At 75.0% G+C, this 17,827-nt stretch carries 19 protein-coding genes; 9 read left to right on the top strand and 10 right to left on the bottom strand.

The window, feature by feature from the left end; genetic code table 11:
* Positions 1-62 precede the first annotated feature (62 nt).
* From ACFWH7_RS09215 to ACFWH7_RS09195, 5 genes are all read left to right on the top strand, one after another.
* Positions 63-986, top strand: a complete 924-nt coding sequence (locus ACFWH7_RS09215; RefSeq protein ID WP_378216198.1) for an ATP-binding domain-containing protein — start codon at positions 63-65, stop codon at positions 984-986.
* Positions 983-2,047, top strand: coding sequence for an LLM class flavin-dependent oxidoreductase (locus ACFWH7_RS09210; protein WP_378216197.1), 1,065 nt, complete (start codon positions 983-985; stop codon positions 2,045-2,047). Before ACFWH7_RS09215 ends, ACFWH7_RS09210 begins: the two co-directional genes overlap by 4 nt.
* 141 nt (positions 2,048-2,188) lie before the next feature.
* A complete protein-coding gene (locus tag ACFWH7_RS09205) occupies positions 2,189-2,677 on the top strand; it encodes a DUF7832 domain-containing protein (RefSeq protein WP_378216196.1) in 489 nt (162 codons plus the stop codon).
* A gap of 12 nt (positions 2,678-2,689) precedes the next feature.
* Entirely contained in the window at positions 2,690-3,610 is a 921-nt protein-coding gene (locus ACFWH7_RS09200) for an MBL fold metallo-hydrolase (RefSeq protein WP_378216195.1), read from the top strand.
* Positions 3,611-3,639: 29 nt separating this feature from the next.
* Positions 3,640-4,530 carry an LLM class flavin-dependent oxidoreductase gene (locus ACFWH7_RS09195; RefSeq protein WP_378216194.1) on the top strand — a complete coding sequence of 297 codons (891 nt, stop codon included), beginning with the start codon at positions 3,640-3,642 and terminating at the stop codon, positions 4,528-4,530.
* On the opposite strand, the gene ACFWH7_RS09190 is transcribed toward ACFWH7_RS09195, so the two are convergent.
* The 6 genes from ACFWH7_RS09190 to ACFWH7_RS09165 all read right to left on the bottom strand — a co-directional run bounded on the left by ACFWH7_RS09190 (position 4,517) and on the right by ACFWH7_RS09165 (position 8,202).
* Positions 4,517-4,828, bottom strand: coding sequence for a hypothetical protein (locus ACFWH7_RS09190; RefSeq protein ID WP_378216193.1), 312 nt, complete (start codon positions 4,826-4,828; stop codon positions 4,517-4,519). The two genes, ACFWH7_RS09195 and ACFWH7_RS09190, sit on opposite strands and share 14 nt — an antisense overlap.
* A gap of 70 nt (positions 4,829-4,898) precedes the next feature.
* The gene (locus tag ACFWH7_RS09185; RefSeq protein WP_378216192.1) at positions 4,899-6,047 is read right to left on the bottom strand and encodes a GNAT family N-acetyltransferase; all 1,149 of its coding nucleotides are present in this window, start codon (positions 6,045-6,047) and stop codon (positions 4,899-4,901) included.
* A 10-nt stretch (positions 6,048-6,057) separates the two neighbouring features.
* Complete coding sequence (gene purQ / locus ACFWH7_RS09180) at positions 6,058-6,777, bottom strand: phosphoribosylformylglycinamidine synthase subunit PurQ (RefSeq protein WP_378216191.1); 720 nt, start codon at positions 6,775-6,777, stop codon at positions 6,058-6,060.
* Positions 6,777-7,064 (bottom strand): phosphoribosylformylglycinamidine synthase subunit PurS, encoded by a 288-nt coding sequence (gene purS, locus ACFWH7_RS09175; protein WP_087470936.1) that lies wholly within the window; start codon positions 7,062-7,064, stop codon positions 6,777-6,779. Before purS ends, purQ begins: the two co-directional genes overlap by 1 nt.
* 188 nt (positions 7,065-7,252) lie before the next feature.
* Positions 7,253-7,831, bottom strand: coding sequence for a hypothetical protein (locus ACFWH7_RS09170; protein ID WP_378216190.1), 579 nt, complete (start codon positions 7,829-7,831; stop codon positions 7,253-7,255).
* Positions 7,828-8,202: a PadR family transcriptional regulator gene (locus ACFWH7_RS09165; RefSeq protein WP_378216189.1), complete on the bottom strand. Its 375-nt coding sequence runs from the start codon at positions 8,200-8,202 to the stop codon at positions 7,828-7,830. The genes ACFWH7_RS09170 and ACFWH7_RS09165 overlap by 4 nt, the downstream gene beginning before the upstream one ends.
* A gap of 173 nt (positions 8,203-8,375) precedes the next feature.
* Between ACFWH7_RS09165 and ACFWH7_RS09160 the strand changes: the two genes are divergently transcribed.
* Positions 8,376-8,720 (top strand): HNH endonuclease signature motif containing protein, encoded by a 345-nt coding sequence (locus tag ACFWH7_RS09160; RefSeq protein ID WP_378216188.1) that lies wholly within the window; start codon positions 8,376-8,378, stop codon positions 8,718-8,720.
* 4 nt (positions 8,721-8,724) lie between these two features.
* Here the strand turns inward: ACFWH7_RS09160 and ACFWH7_RS09155 are convergent, their stop codons facing one another.
* Complete coding sequence (locus tag ACFWH7_RS09155; protein WP_378216217.1) at positions 8,725-9,708, bottom strand: phosphoribosylaminoimidazolesuccinocarboxamide synthase; 984 nt, start codon at positions 9,706-9,708, stop codon at positions 8,725-8,727.
* A gap of 247 nt (positions 9,709-9,955) precedes the next feature.
* Between ACFWH7_RS09155 and ACFWH7_RS09150 the strand changes: the two genes are divergently transcribed.
* Entirely contained in the window at positions 9,956-11,551 is a 1,596-nt protein-coding gene (locus ACFWH7_RS09150) for a ricin-type beta-trefoil lectin domain protein (RefSeq protein WP_378216187.1), read from the top strand.
* Between the two features lie 99 nt (positions 11,552-11,650).
* On the opposite strand, the gene purD is transcribed toward ACFWH7_RS09150, so the two are convergent.
* Positions 11,651-12,973, bottom strand: coding sequence for a phosphoribosylamine--glycine ligase (gene purD / locus ACFWH7_RS09145; RefSeq protein WP_378216186.1), 1,323 nt, complete (start codon positions 12,971-12,973; stop codon positions 11,651-11,653).
* Positions 12,974-13,047: 74 nt separating this feature from the next.
* On the bottom strand, positions 13,048-14,334 hold the full coding sequence (locus ACFWH7_RS09140; RefSeq protein ID WP_053369357.1) for an adenylosuccinate synthase: 1,287 nt from the start codon (positions 14,332-14,334) through the stop codon (positions 13,048-13,050).
* Positions 14,335-14,654: 320 nt separating this feature from the next.
* Here ACFWH7_RS09140 and ACFWH7_RS09135 point away from each other — a divergent pair, with 320 nt between their 5' ends.
* On the top strand, positions 14,655-15,089 hold the full coding sequence (locus ACFWH7_RS09135) for a DUF3151 domain-containing protein (RefSeq protein ID WP_047233595.1): 435 nt from the start codon (positions 14,655-14,657) through the stop codon (positions 15,087-15,089).
* A gap of 75 nt (positions 15,090-15,164) precedes the next feature.
* Positions 15,165-15,527 carry an STAS domain-containing protein gene (locus tag ACFWH7_RS09130; protein ID WP_313661645.1) on the top strand — a complete coding sequence of 121 codons (363 nt, stop codon included), beginning with the start codon at positions 15,165-15,167 and terminating at the stop codon, positions 15,525-15,527.
* 15 nt (positions 15,528-15,542) lie between these two features.
* On the opposite strand, the gene ACFWH7_RS09125 is transcribed toward ACFWH7_RS09130, so the two are convergent.
* Positions 15,543-17,765, bottom strand: coding sequence for a SpoIIE family protein phosphatase (locus ACFWH7_RS09125; RefSeq protein WP_378216184.1), 2,223 nt, complete (start codon positions 17,763-17,765; stop codon positions 15,543-15,545).
* Positions 17,766-17,827 lie beyond the last annotated feature (62 nt).

The following is a 17,827-nucleotide window of genomic DNA, read 5'->3' as shown; positions in this document are numbered from 1 at the left end:
GGCCCGGGCCCCCCCCCCCCCCCCCCCCGGGGTCGCCCCCCCCCCCGCCCCGGGGGGCGGGGGTGGGCGCCCGGCCCCCCGCCGCGCTCGCCGAGTCCCCGCCGCCCGCCGACGGCGAGGTGGACGACCGCGCCGTGCTGGGCAACGGCGTCGTGCGGCTGCGCACCGTCCACCGCCAGGACCGCGACTCCGAGATCCTGCCGCTCGCGGCCGCGATCAGGACCGGGGACGGGGAGGCGACGCTCGCGCTCCTACGCGCGGGCCACGGCTCGGTGGAGTTCCTCGAGACGCCCGACGACGTCCCGGACGACGCGGTGCTCGCCGCCGTGCGCGCCGACGCCGTCACGGCGGGCACGGCGCTCGTCGAGGCGGCCCGCGCAGGCGACGCCGCCGCGGCCCTGGACGCGCTCGCCCAGCACCGCGTCATGGTCGCGCACCGGCGCGGACCCGCGGGTCGGGGCCGGTGGGCGGCGCAGGTCGAGGCGTGGGTCGAGGAGGCCACGGGCCACCACGCGACCGACACGCCGTGGGTCGCCGGCCGACCGCTGCTCGTCACGACGAACGACGCCGAGGTCGGCCTCTACAACGGCGACACCGGCGTGCTCGTCGCAGAACCCGGGGGCGCCGGCGTCGTCGCCGTGTTCGGCGACCCGCGCGCCCCGCTGCGGGTGCGCACCCACCGCCTCCCGCCCGTGGAGACCGTGCACGCCATGACGGTCCACCGCGCGCAGGGCAGCCAGTTCGACCGCGTCACGCTCGTCCTGCCGCCCGCCACGTCGCCGCTGCTCACGCGCGAGCTGCTCTACACGGCGGTGACGCGCGCGCAGACGTTCGTGCGCGTCGTCGGCTCCGAGGACGCGGTCCGCACGGCCGTCACGAGTCCGGTCCACCGCGCGAGCGGCCTGCGCACGCCGCTCCCACCCGGTCAGCCCTCCGTGCGCTCCGGGGGAATGAGGCTCGGGGGTCGCCGGTTGGCACCAGGGTGAGCACCCAGACCCCCCGCCTGTCCGTCCTCGACCTCGTGCCCGTCCGCTCGGGCCAGTCCAGCACCCAGGCGGTGCGGGCGTCGCTCGACCTGGTCCGCCTCGCGGACCGGCTCGGGTACGAGCGGTACTGGTTCGCCGAGCACCACAACATGCCCGCGGTCGCGGCGTCGACGCCGCCCGTGATGATCGCCGCGGCGGCGTCGGTCACGGACCGCATCCGGGTCGGCTCGGGCGGGGTCATGCTCCCCAACCACGCGCCGCTCGTCGTCGCGGAGCAGTTCGCGGCGCTCGAGGCGATCGCCCCCGGGCGCGTCGACCTGGGGATCGGTCGTGCGCCGGGCTCCGACCCCGTCGTCACGCAGCTCCTGCGCATCACCGGCCCGACGGCCGACGTCGACCGGTTCCCCCAGCACGTGACCGACATCCTCGCGCTCATGAGCCCCCAGGGCGCGACCCTGCGCCTCACGAGCGGCCAGGTGTACGACGTGCGCGCGACCCCCGCCGCCGACGGCGCACCGACCGTCTGGCTGCTCGGGTCGAGCGACTACTCCGCGCGCCTCGCGGCCGAGCTCGGGCTGCCCTACGTGTTCGCGAACCACTTCTCCGGGCAGGGCATCGACGAGATCCTCGCCCTGTACCGCGAGGGCTACCGCCCGAGCGAGGCGTTCCCCGAGCCGCGCACGTTCCTCACGGTCAACGCCGTCGTCGCCGAGACCGACGACGAGGCCCGGGCCCGCGCGCTCCCGCAGGCGCGCATGATGTCGCGGCTGCGCACCGGTCAGCCGCTCACGGCGCTGGAGACCGTGGAGGAGGCCCAGTCGGCGCCCCTCGACGGTGCGGCCGGGCAGATGGTCGAGGACAGCCTGCGCCGCTGGGCCGTCGGGACGCCCGACGACGCCGCGGCCGAGGTCCGCCGGCTCGCCGAGCGCCACGGCGTCGACGAGGTGATGGTCGTCCCCGTCGCCGCGTCGCGCGCGGACGAGGCGCTGGACTCCACGCCGGGCCGCGCGCGCACGCTCGAGCTCCTCGCGGACGCTCTCGCCGGCGACCCGGCGGCCTGACCCGCCGACCGCCCGTCGCCCCCCACCCGCGCCTCACTGCCGAACACGACCCGGCACGCGATCGAACACGACATGAGGGTCGCCATCCACGGGATATCGACCCTCATGTCGTGTTCGGCGGGAGGGGGTAGCGTCGCGCGCATGACGACGAAGCTCGACGACGTGGCCTGGCACTCCGAGGGTGAGGGCTACCCGCCCGACGCCGGGCCCGCGGCGGGCGCGACGCACATCGGCATGTTCCTCGCGTGGGCGGTGCTCGGTGGGCACGTCTCCAAGGAGCTCGCCGACGACGCCGCGGACGAGCTCGCCGCGCTGCGCGACCGGAGGACGACGCCCGGAGCGTTCGTGCTCGACGCGTGCGACGGCAGGCTCGTCGACGAGGACCTCGACGACGTCGCCGCGGCGTTCGCGAGCGCGTACTACGCGGGCGACGACGAGGACGAGGACGACGGCGGCCTCTACCTGGAGGACTACGTCGACGCGGTGAGCCCCGGCGACGGCGAGCCCGAGGACGTGTACCGCGTGCCGGACACGTGGGAGACGTACGGCCTCGTCGGCCCGCTGATCGACGCCCGCTTCTCCCAGTGGGACGACGAGGGCCGCCCGACGGTCCTGCGGCACCGCGCCTGAGACGCGTCCACGATGACCGTGCCCACGCCCGTCACCCGGCTCGCCGCGGTGCTGCGCGCCGACAACCCGGGCCCGATGACGCTCGACGGCACGCGCTCGTACGTGCTGCGCGCGCCGGGGTCGGCGACGTGCGTCGTCGTGGACCCGGGACCCGACGACGCCGCGCACCTCGACGCGCTCGCCGCGGCCGGGCCCGTCGAGCTCGTGCTCGTCACGCATCGCCACGCCGACCACACGGCCGGGGCTCCCGGGCTGCGCGATCGCATCGGGGCGCCGGTGCGCGCCGCCGACGCGGCGCACTGCCACGGCGGCGAGCCACTCCGCGACGGCGAGGTGATCGAGGCCGCCGGGCTGCGCGTCGTCGTCCTCGCCACCCCGGGCCACACCGCCGACTCGGTCTGCCTCGTGCTGCCCGACGACGGCCCGCTCGCCCCGGCCGACGACCTCGCCGGAGGCGGCACGCGCCCTGGGGACGCGACGGGGTCGCCGTCGTGCCCGACGGTCCTCACCGGGGACACGGTGCTCGGGACCGGCACGACGGTGATCTCGCAGCCCGACGGCTCGCTCGGGGCGTACCTCGCGAGCCTCGACGCGATCGAGGCGGTCGCGTCCGCGGGGACAGGTCGGGCGACGGGCCTCCCCGGTCACGGGCCGGTCGTCGCCGACCTCGCGGATCGGGTGCGCGCGTACCGCGGGCACCGGCTCGAGCGCCTCGCCCAGGTCCGGGCGGCGCTCGACGCGCTCGGGCTGGCCGCGGGTGCGGACGACGCGGTGGAGCGGGTGGTCGCGCGCGTCTACGCCGACGTCGACCCGTCGGTCCGCGACGCGGCGCGGCAGTCCGTCGCGGCCCAGCTCGCCTTCCTGGCGCGGTCCGACGAGCTCTCACGGCGACCCGCCCAGGGGAGGTCACGCGCGCACCGCCGCGACGGCTGAGTGTCGGTGGCACCCGGCACGATGACGGGATGACGACACCACGGCTCGGTATCGCGTTCGTGCCCACCCACGCGCCGGAGAGCCTGCGGCGGCTCGCCACGACCGCCGAGGAGGCGGGCCTCGACGACCTCTGGGTGTGGGAGGACTGCTTCAAGCAGTCGGGCCTCGCGTCGGCGGCCGCAGCGCTCGCCTGGACCGAGCGGGTGCGCGTCGGCATCGGGCTCATGCCCGCCCCGCTGCGCAGCACGGCGATCACCGCGATGGAGGTCGCGACGCTCGCCCGGCTGTTCCCCGGGCGGCTCGTCGCGGGCGTGGGTCACGGGGTCCAGGAGTGGATGGGGCAGGCCGGCGTCCGCGTCGCGTCGCCGCTGACGCTGCTCCGCGAGCACGCCACGGCGCTGCGGAGCCTGCTCGCGGGCGAGGAGGTCACGACGGCGGGGCGGTACGTCACGCTCGACGCCGTGCGGCTCGACTGGCCTCCCACGGAGCCCGTCCCGCTGTGGCTCGGCGGCGTCGGCCCGCGGTCGCTCGCGCTGGCGGGCGAGCTGGGCGACGGCCTGATCCTCGCGAACGCGCTCACCCCGGACGACGTGCGGGCGGCAGCCGCGGCGGCTCGAGCAGGCAGGGGAGGGGACAGGGCCAGCGCCGGGAGCGACCTCGACGTTCACGCGACGCTCATCGCGGCGACCGGGCCGGATGCGCAGGAGCGCGTCGACCGCGAGGTGCCGCTGTGGGGCAAGGAAGCGGGTCAGGGCATCGGCGCGGGCGGGGACGCGGCGACGATCGCCGCGGCGGTCCAGGCGCTGGCCGACGCGGGTGCGACGGCCGTCGCGGTCCAGCCGACCGCCGACGAGCCGGACGTCGAGGGGTTCGTCCGCTTCCTGGGGCGGGAGGTCGTGCCGCTGCTCAGCGGCCGCTGACGCGCGTCGCCTCGGCGGGACCTTCGGCGCGCTGACGCGCGCTCAGCCCGTGGACCAGGGCGACGATCGCGCACACGAGCGCGACGGCGCCGACGGCGAGCGCGAGGCGCACGGGGAAGGCGGCATAGAGGTCGGACACCTCGCCGACCGGGAGCCCCCACTCGACCGCGGTCTCGCGCAGCTCGCCCGCGAGCACCCCGACCCGGCCGGGCACCCGTGAGGCGACCGCGGCGACCCAGCCGAGGAGCTCGAGGATCACGGAGGCCGCGGAGTAGGCACCGGTCGCGAGGGGGATCACGGAGACACCCTAGCGGGACCGGACACCGCGGGCATATCCGGCACACCCCTGAGAAGACCCTGGCGCGACCTCAGACGAGCGGCTTCGCGAAGCAGAGCGCGACGTGGTTGTCGCCGACGTACGGCGGGAACTGCTCGACGGCGCGGTACCCGAGCGAGCGGTAGAGCGCGATCGCGCCCGGCTGGCGGATGCCCGTCTCGAGCAGGAGCAGGCCCACCCCGCGCTCGCGCGCGACGGCCTCCAGGGCGTCGAGCAGCCGGCGCGCGGTCCCGGTCCGACGCGCGCGCTCGCGGACGAAGACCTTCTTCACCTCGAGCGCGTCCACGGGCGCCCCGGGTGCGGGGCGACGCAGCGATGCGCACCCGACGGCCTCTCCGTCCCGGTACGCGACGAGGGTCGCGACCACCTCGGTGCCCACGCGGGCGTCGACGACGTCGAAGCCTCCGGCGGCGTCGAGCCCGGCGAACAGCTCGGGGTAGAGCACCGCCGAGGACGTCTCGTGCATCTCCCGCCGCAGCGTCGCCGCGTCCGGGTCGTCCCACGGGACGGCGCGAACCTCGACGACCCCAGGGACAGGGACGGTCACGGGCGCGCTCGGGGTCGCGGTCCTGCGTGCGTCGCGCGCCCCGCGCCCGCCGCTCGTCGCCGAGGTCTCGTCCGCAGCGTCGGTGCCGACGCCCGGTCCCGCCGCCCCCAGGTCGAGCGCGAAGCAGCGCGAGAGCGGGTGCCCGGCGTAGTGGCCGTACGACTCGATCGGGACGTAGCCGAGCGAGAGGTACAGGTCGATCGACTCGGGCTGGAGGGTCCCGGTCTCCAGGACCAGGCGGTCGAGCCCGGCCTCGACCGCGTGCCGGTGCGCGGCGCGCATCGCGGTGCGGGCGTGCCCGCGGCCGCGGTGGGCCGGTTCGACCCAGAGGCGCTTCACCTCGCCCGTGCGCCGGGGATGAGTGCCGCCACGGCCGTCGGGCGTGCCCGACACGTCGCGCAGCGCGACGAACGCGACGGGCTCACCGTCCTCCCGGACCACGACGTTCGCGAGCGCGGCGTCGGGCACGAACGCGCCGGCGTCGGGCTCGCCGTAGCGCACGGCGAGCTCCGCCTGCTGACGACCGCACAGCAGCGCGGCCACGGCGTCGTCCCCGGGGACCGCCTCGACGGTGACGCGCACGCCCGGGCGGCCGGCGCCGTCGGGCAGGACGCGCGAGGGCGCACCCGTCACGCCGACCTCGTCATGCGTTGACGAGCGCGCCCAGGACCGACGTGAAGAAGCCGAGCCCGTCGGTGCCCGCGCGGGGTCCGGCCTCGTTCGCCGGGCCGAAGCCCGCCTCGACGGCGTGCTCGGGGTGCGGCATGAGGCCGACGACGTTGCCCGCGGCGTTCGTGATGCCCGCGATGCCGCGGCGCGACCCGTTCGGGTTCCAGCCGTCGTAGCGGAAGACGACGCGGCCCTCCGCCTCGAGCTCGTCGAGCGTGCGCTCGTCGGCGACGAACTGCCCGTCCTGGTTCTTCAGCGGGATCGTGATGCGCTGGCCGGACGTGTAGTCGCGCGTCCAGGCCGTGTCCGCGTTCTCGACCACGAGCACCTGCTCGCGGCAGATGAAGTGCAGGTGGTCGTTCTTGACCATCGAGCCGGGCAGTAGGTGGGCCTCGGTGAGGACCTGGAAGCCGTTGCAGATGCCCAGGACGGGCATGCCGCCCGCCGCCGCGTCGACGATCGACTCCATGACAGGTGCGAAGCGGCTGATCGCGCCCGCGCGCAGGTAGTCGCCGTAGGAGAAGCCACCGGGCAGGACGACCGCGTCGACACCGTGCAGGTCGGCGTCCGCGTGCCACAGCGACACGGCCTCGCCGCCCGCGAGACGCACCGCGCGCGCCGCGTCGCGGTCGTCCAGCGTGCCGGGGAACGTGACGACGCCGATCCGCGCCGTCGCGAGCGTGGCGCCGGACATCAGGCGAGCCCCTCGGACGTGATCGTCGCGGCCGCGTCCGCCTCGATGTCCGCCACACGCACGACGTCCTCGATGACCGGGTTCGACAGGACCTTGACCGCGGCCTCCTCGGCGGCGGCGAGGATCTCCGGCGTGACCGGGCCGTCGACCTCGAGCTCGAACCGCTTGCCCTGGCGCACGGACGTGAACTGGGTGAAACCGAGGCGCGGCAGCGCCCCGACGACGGCCTTGCCCTGCGGGTCCAGGATCTCGGGCTTGGGCATGACCTCGACGACGACGCGTCCCACGGGGGCTCCTTGGCGAGAGAGTTCGGGAGAGCCGGGGCTCCGGGATCCCGCCCACGTCACGGCCGTCGAGGACGGTCGGTGGGACGGGACGAGCGGGAGCCGACGGCGGGATTCCGCGCCCAGTCTACCGGGCGCGGGTGACGCTCCCGGCGGGCGTCCGCACCCTGGCACGACGGCGCGACGCCGGCTCAGGCACCCGCGGTCCGAGGCGGGTCGGGCTTGTCCACGGGGATGTTGCCGTCGAGCACGTGCTTGCGCCACGCACGAGCGACGTGCGAACGACGGAAGAGCAGGCCGCCGACGAGGAACGTCCCGCACCACACGAGGATCAGCCAGAGGTCGGGCCGCGTGACGTCCTGCGAGAACAGGATCTGCGCCAGCACGGGCCAGCCGTAGAAGATGGCGACGGCGGTTCCGAGTCCCGTGGTGGTCACGCGCCAGGGATACAGCGCACCGTGGATGTCGTCGGCCACCCACCACCAGTAGCGCGCGGGGAGCCGAGCGTCGAAGAGCCTGTACAGGAGCCAGCGGCCGAGCGGAGGGTGCTCGCGCCACCGCAGCCCCCAGCCCGCACGGACCAGGCCCCACGCCTCCCGGGCGCCGATCCCCCGGCTCCGGCGAGCGCCGTCGGTCACGGTGCTGGGCGGCTCGAGGTCGAGCAGCACCGCGAGCGCCTCGTCGCCGTGCAGGCGACGCCAGCGCGGTGGGTAGGCGCGGAGCCAGAACCGGGCGGACCGCTCGTACCGGCCCGTCCCGACGGCGGTCACGCCCCGCTCCCGGCCAGGCCGTCGGTGGTGCTCCCCGGACCGCGGCTCTCCAGCGACCGCCGTGCGCGCTCGGCGAGCTCGGCGAGCCGGAGGGTCTCGGTCCGAGCCGCGCGGCGCCCGTCGTCGGTGGCGCGGTAGTAGCGCCGCAGGCGGCCGTCGACGACCTCCTCGCCGGTGGGCTCGACGAGCCCGGCTGCGACGAGCCGGTCGAGGTTGCCGTAGAGCGTGCCCGCCCCGAGCCGGGTGCGGCCGTCGGAGAGCTCGCGCACCGCCTGGATCACCGCGTACCCGTGCCGCGGCTCCGTGCTGAGGGAGAGCAGCACGAGGTACGCCTGCTCGGTCATGCGGAACGCGGGAGGACTCGATGCCATGACCGATATATATCGGATGGCGACCTATCGCGCCAGCCCTCGACGCGCGTCAGAGGGTGCCGCTAGAGTCGAACACGTGTTCGAGACGCACGCTCGGGCACGGTGCGAGGGCGGGGTCCTGCCCCTTCCCCGCCCTCGCACGAACCATGGCTCGACGACGCAGGGAGGTCCGCATGGCAGCACCGCTCGCCCCCGCCGCGGAGCGCGGCAGGGCACGACCGTCGCCGCAGACCGTCGCGCGCGTCCTCACGCGCGACGAGACCTGCGTGTTCCCCGGCTGCCGCGTCCCGGCGTTCCGTTGCGACCTCGACCACGTCGTGGCCCCGCGGCCGGGCGCTGACGACGACGCCGCGGCCGCCGCGCAGGGGGCCGACAACCTCGTCGCGCTCTGCCGGCACCACCGGGTCGTCCGCGCGCGCGACGGCTGGCGGCCGGCCCTGCTCGCCGACGGCTCGGTCCGGTGGACCGCGCCGAGCGGGCACACCTACGTGCGCCCGGTTGCCGCCCGGACCGCCTGACGGCTCAGCCGAGCGTCGAGCCCGTGAGCCGCTCGTACGCCTCGAGGTACCGGGCGCGGGTGCGCGTGACGACGTCGGCGGGGATCGACGGCGGCGGGGTGTCGGACGCGCGGTCCCACCCAGACGCGGGCGACACGAGCCAGTCGCGCACGAACTGCTTGTCGTAGCTCGGCTGCGCGCGGCCCGGCTCCCACTGGTCGGCGGGCCAGAACCGCGACGAGTCGGGCGTGAGCACCTCGTCGCCGAGGACGGTCTGGCCCGTGGTCGGGTCCACGCCGAACTCGAGCTTGGTGTCCGCGAGGATCACGCCGCGATCGCGCGCGATCTGCTCGGCCCGGGCGTAGACGGCGAGCGTGAGGTCGCGCAGGCGCGTGGCGTCGTCGAGACCGATCTGCTCGGCGACCACGTCGAAGGAGACGTTCTCGTCGTGCTCGCCGACGGCGGCCTTGGTCGCGGGCGTGAAGATCGGCTCCGGCAGGCGCGAGCCGTCGACGAGACCGGCGGGCAGCGGGACGCCGCACACCTCTCCCCCGGCGCGGTACTCGACGAGCCCCGAGCCGGTGAGGTAGCCGCGCGCCACGCACTCGACGGGGAACATGTCGAGGCGGCGGCAGATCATCGCGCGCCCGGCGACGACGTCGGGCACGAGACCGTCGCCCGGCTCCGACGACACCTCGGTCGACACGACGTGGTTCGGCACGAGGTCGGCGAGCTGTTCGAACCACCACAGGCTGAGCTGGGTGAGCACGACGCCCTTGTCCGGGATCCCCGGCGACAGCACGTGGTCGTACGCGCTGACCCGGTCGCTCGCCACGACGAGCACGACGTCGCCGAGGGGGTGCACGCCGCCGACGGCGGGCAGGTCCGGCGCGTAGAGGTCGCGCACCTTGCCGGAGTACACGTGCGTCCAACCGGGCAGGTCGAGCGCCGCGGTGTCGAGGGCGTCCGCCTCGCCGAGCGAGAGGGCCGAGGCAGGGTCCTGAGGGATGTCGGTCACGGCCCCTAGTCTCGCACCGCCCTCCGCAGGCGCGGCACCGTGTCCGACGACCGGTCGGTCGGCCTGCCAGCCCGTCGTGCCGAACGCCGCCGAAGTCGCTACTGTGCCAGCAGGACGGTCGTGGGAGCGCTCCCTCACCGTCGGGGGCCTGCATCGGAGCGACCCCCTGGGGGCGCCCGCACTGCTGTCCCGGCCCCGCCGACGACGGCGGGCCGACATCCGCACCGAGGAGGCAACGATGCACCACGGCACGATGCACCATCGCCTGACAGCGCTAGCAACCGGAGTCGGCGTGATCGCCGCGAGCGTGGGGCTCGCGACGTCGGCGAGCGCGAGCGCACCCGTCGCCGCACCGACGAGCACCGGGGCCGACGTCCCCGCGCTGCTCGCCGGCCCCGTCCCCGGGCCCGACGACCTGTCCCCCGGCCAGCTCCGCGCGCTCGAGCGCGACCTGGGCCTCGACGCCGACGGCGTCGCCGACCGGCTGGCGCTCGACGCCGCGACCGGCGCCGTCGAGCAGGCGCTGAGCGGCGACCTGGGCGCGGCCTACGCCGGCACGTGGGTCGACGCCGACGCCGCGACGCCCGTCGTCGCCGTCACCGACCCCTCCGCCGTCCCCGATGTCGAGGCGGCCGGCGCCGAGGCCGTCGTGGTCGAGCGCGGCCTCGCCGAGCTCGACGCCGTCGCCGCCGAGCTGGACCAGGCGTCGACGCCCGACGCCGTCCAGGCCTGGTACGTCGACGTGACGACGAACGAGGTCGTCGTCGAGTCGCTCGACCCGGCCGCGGCGGAGGCGTTCGTCGCGGCGTCCGGGGTCGACGCGGCCGCCGTACGGACCGAGGTCGTCGACGCGCCGTACGAGCTCACGGCCGACGTGCGCGGCGGTGACCGGTACATCACCCGGGACCCCGGCGCGTCGTCGGGCTCGGCGTGCTCGATCGGCTTCGCCGTGCAGGGCGGCTTCGTCACGGCCGGGCACTGCGGCGCCGCGGGCAAGGAGGTGCTCACGGCGAGCTGGGCGCGCATGGGCACGGTCCAGGCGGCGTCGTTCCCCGGCCACGACTACGCCTGGGTACGCGTCGACGCCGGGTTCACCCCCGTCCCCCGGGTCAACAACTACGCGGGCGGCACGGTCGACGTCGCCGGTTCCGCCGAGGCCCCGGTGGGCGCGTCGGTCTGCCGGTCCGGCGCGACGACGGGCTGGCGCTGCGGCGTCATCGAGCAGAAGAACATCACCGTGAACTACGGCAACGGCGACATCCCCGGACTCGTGCGCGGCAGCGCGTGCGCCGAGGGCGGCGACTCCGGCGGCTCCGTGATCTCGGGCAACCAGGCGCAGGGCGTCACGTCGGGCCGCATCAACGACTGCTCCAACGGCGGCAAGTTCATCTACCAGCCCGTCAACCCGATCTTCTCGGCGTACGGGCTGTCCCTCGTCACGACGGGCGGCGGGTCGGGCAGCGCGCTCGTCGGGCTCGCAGGCAAGTGCATCGACGTGCCGAGCTCGGACTTCAGCGACGGCAAGCGGCTTCAGCTGTGGACGTGCAACGGCACGAGCGCGCAGCGGTGGACGTTCGAGGCGGACGGCACGGTCCGCGCGGGCGGCAAGTGCATGGACGTGGCATGGGCCGCGACGGCCGACGGGACCGCCGTCCAGCTCGCGAACTGCAGCGGCAACCCCGCCCAGCAGTTCGTGCTGAGCGGCGCGGGCGACCTCGTGTCCGTCCTCGCGAACAAGTGCGTCGACGTGCCGAGCAGCAACAGCAACAACGGCACGCAGCTCCAGATCTGGACGTGCAACGGCACCGCCGCCCAGAAGTGGCACCGCGCCTGACCCCTCGCCCCTGAGCCCTTCCTGGGCGCCGAGCACGACGTGGCGGTCGTTATCAGCGTGATAGCGACCGTCATGTCGTGTTCGACGAGGGGACGGGCGTCAGCCCGCGAGCGTGACCTCGCCCGCGGCGGCCTTGGCCGCGATGTCCGTGCGGTGGTGCGAGCCCGGGAGCACGATGCGGTCGACCGCCGCGTACGCCCGGCGGCGCGCCTCGGCGAGGTCGGTGCCGCGCGCCACGACCGAGAGCACCCGCCCGCCCGAGGCGACCAGGCCGCCGTCGTCCGCGCGCGACGTGCCCGCGTGCAGCACGTGCACGCCCTCGACGTCCTCCGCCGCGTCGATGCCCGTGATCGGGTCGCCGCCGCGCACCGCGCCCGGGTAGCCGTGGGCCGCGACGACGACGGTGACCGACGCGTCGTCGTGCCAGCGCAGCGCACCGATCTCCGCGAGGCGTCCCTGCGCCGCCGCGAGCATCACGGCGGACAGCGGCGTCGCGAGGCGCGTGAGCACCGACTGCGTCTCCGGGTCGCCGAACCGCGCGTTGAACTCGACGACGCGCGTCCCGCGGCTCGTCAGCGCGAGCCCCACGTACAGGACGCCGACGAACGGGGTGCCGCGCCGTGCCATCTCGTCGATCGTCGGCTGCGCGACGCGCGTGACGACCTCGTCGACGAGGCCCTCGGGTGCCCACGGCAGCGGGCTGTAGGCGCCCATGCCGCCCGTGTTGGGGCCGGCGTCGGCGTCGAACGCGCGCTTGAAGTCCTGGGCGGGGGCGAGCGGGACGACGGTCGCGCCGTCGCTCACGCAGAAGAGCGAGACCTCCGGGCCGTCCAGGTACTCCTCGACGACGACGCGCGGGTCCTCGGGAGTCCCGTCCACCGCGCGGCGCGGGGTCGCGAAGCACGCGGCGGCGTGCTCGAGCGCGGCCTGCCGGTCCTCGGTGACGACGACGCCCTTGCCCGCGGCGAGGCCGTCGTCCTTGATGACGTAGGGGGCGCCGAACGCGTCGACCGCGGCCGCGACCTGGTCGACGTCGGTGCACACGTGCGCGAGCGCCGTGGGGACGGACGCCGCCGCCATGACGTCCTTGGCGAACGCCTTGGAGCCCTCGAGGCGCGCAGCCTCGGCACTCGGACCGAACACCGGGACCCCGGCCTCGCGCACCGCGTCGCCGACGCCTGCGACCAGGGGGGCCTCCGGGCCGACGACGACGAGGTCCACGCCCAGGTCCGTGGCGAGCGCGGCCACCGCGGCGCCGTCGTTCTGGTCGACCGCGTGCAGCGTCGCGAGGTCGCCGATGCCGGGGTTCCCGGGGGCGGCGTGCAGCTCGTGCGGCTCGGCGCCCGGGCGGTCGGCCTCGTGCGCGAGGGCGTGGACGATGGCGTGCTCGCGGGCACCGGTCCCGACGACGAGGATCTTCACGGGCGCCGAGTCTACCGAGACGGCCCGGACACCCCGCAGGGCGTCCGGGCCGTGGTCGGCGTGCGGTGGTCGACTCAGTGGATGAGGTCGTGGCGCGGGATGATCGCGTCGCGGCTCGGGCCGACGCCGATCGCGGAGATGCGTGTGCCCGACATCTCCTCGAGCGCCAGCACGTAGCGCTGGGCGTTCGTCGGCAGGTCCTCGAACGTGCGGGCACCGGAGATGTCCTCCCACCAGCCGTCGAGCTCCTCGTAGATCGGCTTCGCGTGGTGGAACGCCGTCTGGTCGAGCGGCATCTCGTCGTACCGGACGCCGTCCACGTCGTACGCGACGCAGACCGGGACCTTCTCGAAGCCGGTGAGGATGTCCAGCTTGGTGAGCACCATGTCCGTGATGCCGTTGACGCGCGTCGCGTAGCGCGCGATGACCGAGTCGTACCAGCCGCAACGGCGCGCGCGGCCCGTCGTCACGCCGTACTCGCCGCCCTGCTTGAGCAGGTACTCCCCGTTCGCGTCGAACAGCTCGGTCGGGAACGGGCCCTCGCCCACGCGCGTCGTGTACGCCTTGATGACGCCGATGACGGAGCTGATGCGCGTCGGCCCGACGCCCGAGCCGGTGAGCGCGCCGCCCGCCGTCGCGTTGGACGACGTGACGAACGGGTAGGTGCCGTGGTCGACGTCGAGCATGGTCGCCTGGCCGCCCTCGAAGAGGACGTTCTTGCCGGCGTCGAGGGCCTTGTTCAGCTCGAGCGCGGTGTCGGCGACCATCGGCTTGAGGCGCTCGGCGTACTGGAGCAGCTCGGCCACGGTCTCGTCGACCGTGATGGCGCGGCGGTTGTAGACCTTCACCAGCAGGTGGTTCTTCTGGTCGAGCGAGCCCTCGATCTTCTCCGCGAGGATCTTCTCGTCGAACAGGTCCCAGATGCGGATGCCGACGCGGTTGATCTTGTCCGCGTAGGCCGGGCCGATCCCGCGGCCGGTCGTGCCGATGCGGCGCTTGCCGAGGAACCGCTCGCTCACCTTGTCGATCGTCCGGTGGTACCCCGCGATGACGTGCGCCGACCCCGAGACGAGCAGGCGCGAGACGTCCACGCCGCGCGAGATCAGGTCGTCGAGCTCCTGGAACAGCACCTCGATGTCCACCACGACACCGTTCGCGATGACCGGCGTGACCCCCGGGGACAGGATGCCCGACGGCAGCAGGTGGAGCGCGTACTTCTCGTCCCCGATGACGACCGTGTGGCCGGCGTTGTTGCCGCCGTTGAACTTGACCACGTAGTCGACCCGGGACCCGAGTAGGTCGGTCGCCTTGCCCTTGCCCTCATCGCCCCACTGGGCACCGACGAGCACCACGCCTGGCATGGAATCCCCACTTTCGCACTGCCTGTTCCTCGGGCCGGTCATGGTCGTGGGCGCACCGGCGTCCGGAGCGGAGCGGGCAGGTCGTGCCCGACGGCGCTGGGCCCGCGGGCCCGAGGCGTCACCCGGGCGGCAGTCACCCGGGGACCGGCGACGAGTTTACCGGTCTGATGGCGGGAATTGACCTTCGGAGCGGCGGTCGTCCACGGCGCGCCCGCCGAACCCGGGGATGCGGCCGTGCTCGAGTGCCGAACCCGTCGCCGTCCCCGGGTTCGGCACCACCCTCCGGTGCCCCATGGGGCCGGGGCGGGCAGAATGGGCCCATGAGCGACACGCACGCGAACCTCCTCGACGGCCCCGCGCCGGTCCGCCTCCCCGACGACTTCGCGCACGTCCGCGACGCGATCGCGGCCGACGGCGACCCGTACGAGATCGCGGGCCGCTCGCCGGCGAGCTCGCTCGCGTGGGCCTACCTCGCGGAGGACTTCCTCCACGAGAACGGGTCCCGCGGCGCCGTGACGGCGTACGCGTTCGCGCGGACCGGCTACCACCGCGGCCTCGACTCGCTGCGTCGCGCAGGCTGGCGCGGGCAGGGCCCGATCCCCGCCGACCACGTCCCGAACCAGGGCTTCCTGCGCGCGCTGCTCGCGCTCGCGGAGTGCGCGGCGTACCTCGGCGAGGTCGAGGAGGCCGAGCGCTGCGAGCAGTTCCTGCGCGACTCCGGCACCTCGGCCGACGAGGTCCGCGCCCTGCGCTGACCAGCCCGGGTCGCGCGACCGCCGAGCAGGGCGGTGGACGCGCGACCCACCCGGGCGGCGTCTAGAGTCGACGACATGATCGAGATCGCCACGTCACCCGCGACGACGACCCTCGTCATCGCCGGAGACCTCGATCTCGCCGAGCGCGACCAGTTCCCGGAGATCGCCGCGCGCGTCGTCGGGCTGCGCCGTCAGCTCCTCGTGATCGACATGTGCCGCGTGACGTTCATGGACTCCACCGGCGCGGCGTTCCTCATCTCGCTCGCGGACTCGGGACGCAAGCGGGGCGGCGCCACGGTGCTGCGCGGTTGCGACGACCGCGACCTCTTCGTGCTCGAGGTGTGCGGCGCGCTCGAGCTGTTCCGCATCGACAACGACCACCGCTGCGAGCCCGCGACGCCGCCGTCCGGATTCGCCAAGGTCGAGCCCCCGGCCTGACGCTCCCGGGCGCTCCTACCGCCCCGAGGGCCGCAGCGTCGCCCAGACGAGCTTGCCCGACGCCGTCGGGCGCCAGCCCCAGTCCGCGAGCCGCTCGACGATCTGCATGCCGAAGCCGCCCATGCGGTTCGGGTGCCCGTCGGTCGGGACGGGCGGCGCCGGGTTGGAGTCCTCGACCTCGACGCGGATGCCGTCCCCCGTGTCGAAGAGGCGCAGGGCGAGGTGCCCCCAGCCGTGCAGCACCCCGTTCGCCACGAGCTCCGAGACGACGAGCTCCGCGTTCGCGCTGTCCCGCACGCCCCACGCCTGGCACGTGCGCACCACGGCGTGCCGCGCGCGACCGATCGACGCGGGCTCGCTGGGCAGGAGCCACCGGCGGCTGCGCGGGCTCAGCACGACGGCCGACGCGTCGTGCACCGGGTCGGGGATGCGCACGACGACGAGCGCGACGTCGTCCTCGGGGGCGTCCGCGAGGCGGGACAGCAGCTCCTCGCCCACGCCCGCGGCATCGACGGCCGTGACGGCCTCGGACGCGGCGACGAGAGCCTCGAGCCCCACCCGCAGCGCGCGGTCGCGGCGCTCGATGAGGCCGTCGGTGTAGAAGACGAGCGTGTCGCCCGGGGCGAGCGCCGCGACGCCCGTCGACCGGCTCCGGCCGCCGAAGCCGACGAGCGCGCCCCCGGCGTCGTCGAGCTGGGTCACGGTGCCGTCCCGCAGCAGGAGCGGCGGCAGGTGCCCGGCGCGCGAGTACTCGATGCGCCACGCGTCGTCGGGCTGCTCGGCGTCGGGCTGGGTGAGCGCCGCGTACACGAGGCTCGCGGAGCGCGGGATGCGCATGCCCTGGACGAGCTGGTCGACGCGCTCGAGCACCGGCCCGGGCGTCGTGAGCTCGTACGCGTACGACCGCACGACCGAGCGGAGCTGGCCCATCGCGGCCGCCGCCTCGACGTCGTGGCCCACGACGTCGCCGATGACGAGCCCGACGACGTCCGGCGCGATCTGGAGCACGTCGTACCAGTCGCCGCCGACCTGGGCGTGCTCCGAGTTGGGCGCGTAGTAGGTCCAGACGTCGAGGCCGGTCACGTCGGCCTGCTCGGGCAGCATCGCGCGCTGGAGCGTCTCGGCGAGGCGGTGCTCGCGCGCGTAGAGCCGCACGTTGTCGATCGCGGTGCCGGCGCGGCGCGCGATGATCTGGAGAAGCGTGCGCACGCCCTCGCGCGCCTCGGCCTCCGTGCCCAGCCCGTGGAGCGCCGCGTCGGGGACGTCGCCGGTGACGAGCAGGCCGAGGATGCGCCGACGTCCCGGGACGGCGGTGACCGTCACGGAGCCCGGCCGGTGCGGCAGGCCCGAGAGCCGGTGGTGCAGGTCGCGCTGGAGCCAGCCGGAGGCCGACCACTGCGGGTACGTGGCGGACAGGTCGAGGATCACGGGACCCTCGATGCGCCCGTCCAGGACGTCCTGGACGCGGTCCGGCACGTCCACGAGGCGCACGCGCGGCACCGAGCCGGTGACGGCGGCTGAGTCACCGAGGGCGTCGGTCGTGTGCAGGCCGGGCGCGACGGGGAACGCCCCGGGCGTGTAGCGGCCGTGCCGCTGCCCGCGCCCGCTCGGGGGCGCGGCGGTGTCCACGCCCTCCGCGTACCGGAGCCCGTCGTCGTTGAGGTAGAAGCCGGCCCAGTCGACGACGTACCCGGCGAGGAGCTCGGTGATGTCGCGCAGCGCGTAGGGCTGGTCGAGGTCGGCGAGGAGGTCCGAGCTGCGGGAGACGACGTCGAGCACGGCGCGCTCGCGCCGCTCGAGCGCGAGCGACGCGACCTGGGCCGCGTACCGCTCGAGGTGCTCGGAGACGTCGACCTGCACCCCGACCCAGTGCGTCACGGTGCCGTCCGGCGCGGCGAGCGGTGCGAGCGAGAGCTGCGTCCACACCGGGGAGCCGTCGCGGCGCAGGGCGCGGACGGTGTGCGTGATCTCACGCCCCTCCGCGACGGCCGTCCGCAGCTCCTGGGCGTCCACCGGCTCGGTGAGCAGCGACTCGAGGACGTGGGGGCTGCGGCCGAGGACCTCGGCGGCGGCGAACCCGGTCTGGCGCTCGAACGCGGCGTTCACCCACACGATCGGCATGTCGTCCGAGCGCGGGCCTGTGACGAACATCGCGACGCCGGCGCCCTCCATCGCCCGCGTGCACAGCTCCTGGACGTGTGCGGGCAGGTCGGTGCCGAGCCCCGGCGAGCTGCCCATCGTCACCTCCGACGGTCCGTGCGTCGATCGTCTGGATACGGACGCCACGGTCGCGTTACTGT

This window comes from Cellulosimicrobium cellulans, assembly GCF_042723955.1.
In the GTDB taxonomy this organism is placed as follows: domain Bacteria; phylum Actinomycetota; class Actinomycetes; order Actinomycetales; family Cellulomonadaceae; genus Cellulosimicrobium; species Cellulosimicrobium cellulans_H.
Note: the sequence above shows the minus strand (reverse complement) of the source record. Positions and strands in the feature narration are given on the sequence as shown.

Bases quoted from the DNA above. Each gene is read 5' to 3' on its own strand.
- ACFWH7_RS09205 (WP_378216196.1), top strand. From the start codon at position 2,189: ATGACGACGAAGCTCGACGACGTGGCCTGGCACTCCGAGGGTGAGGGC.
- ACFWH7_RS09200 (WP_378216195.1), top strand. From the start codon at position 2,690: ATGACCGTGCCCACGCCCGTCACCCGGCTCGCCGCGGTGCTGCGCGCC.
- ACFWH7_RS09195 (WP_378216194.1), top strand. From the start codon at position 3,640: ATGACGACACCACGGCTCGGTATCGCGTTCGTGCCCACCCACGCGCCG.
- purQ (WP_378216191.1), bottom strand. From the start codon at position 6,777: ATGTCCGGCGCCACGCTCGCGACGGCGCGGATCGGCGTCGTCACGTTC.
- ACFWH7_RS09165 (WP_378216189.1), bottom strand. From the start codon at position 8,202: ATGGCATCGAGTCCTCCCGCGTTCCGCATGACCGAGCAGGCGTACCTC.
- ACFWH7_RS09160 (WP_378216188.1), top strand. From the start codon at position 8,376: ATGGCAGCACCGCTCGCCCCCGCCGCGGAGCGCGGCAGGGCACGACCG.
- ACFWH7_RS09150 (WP_378216187.1), top strand. From the start codon at position 9,956: ATGCACCACGGCACGATGCACCATCGCCTGACAGCGCTAGCAACCGGA.
- ACFWH7_RS09140 (WP_053369357.1), bottom strand. From the start codon at position 14,334: ATGCCAGGCGTGGTGCTCGTCGGTGCCCAGTGGGGCGATGAGGGCAAG.
- ACFWH7_RS09135 (WP_047233595.1), top strand. From the start codon at position 14,655: ATGAGCGACACGCACGCGAACCTCCTCGACGGCCCCGCGCCGGTCCGC.
- ACFWH7_RS09130 (WP_313661645.1), top strand. From the start codon at position 15,165: ATGATCGAGATCGCCACGTCACCCGCGACGACGACCCTCGTCATCGCC.
- ACFWH7_RS09125 (WP_378216184.1), bottom strand. From the start codon at position 17,765: ATGGGCAGCTCGCCGGGGCTCGGCACCGACCTGCCCGCACACGTCCAG.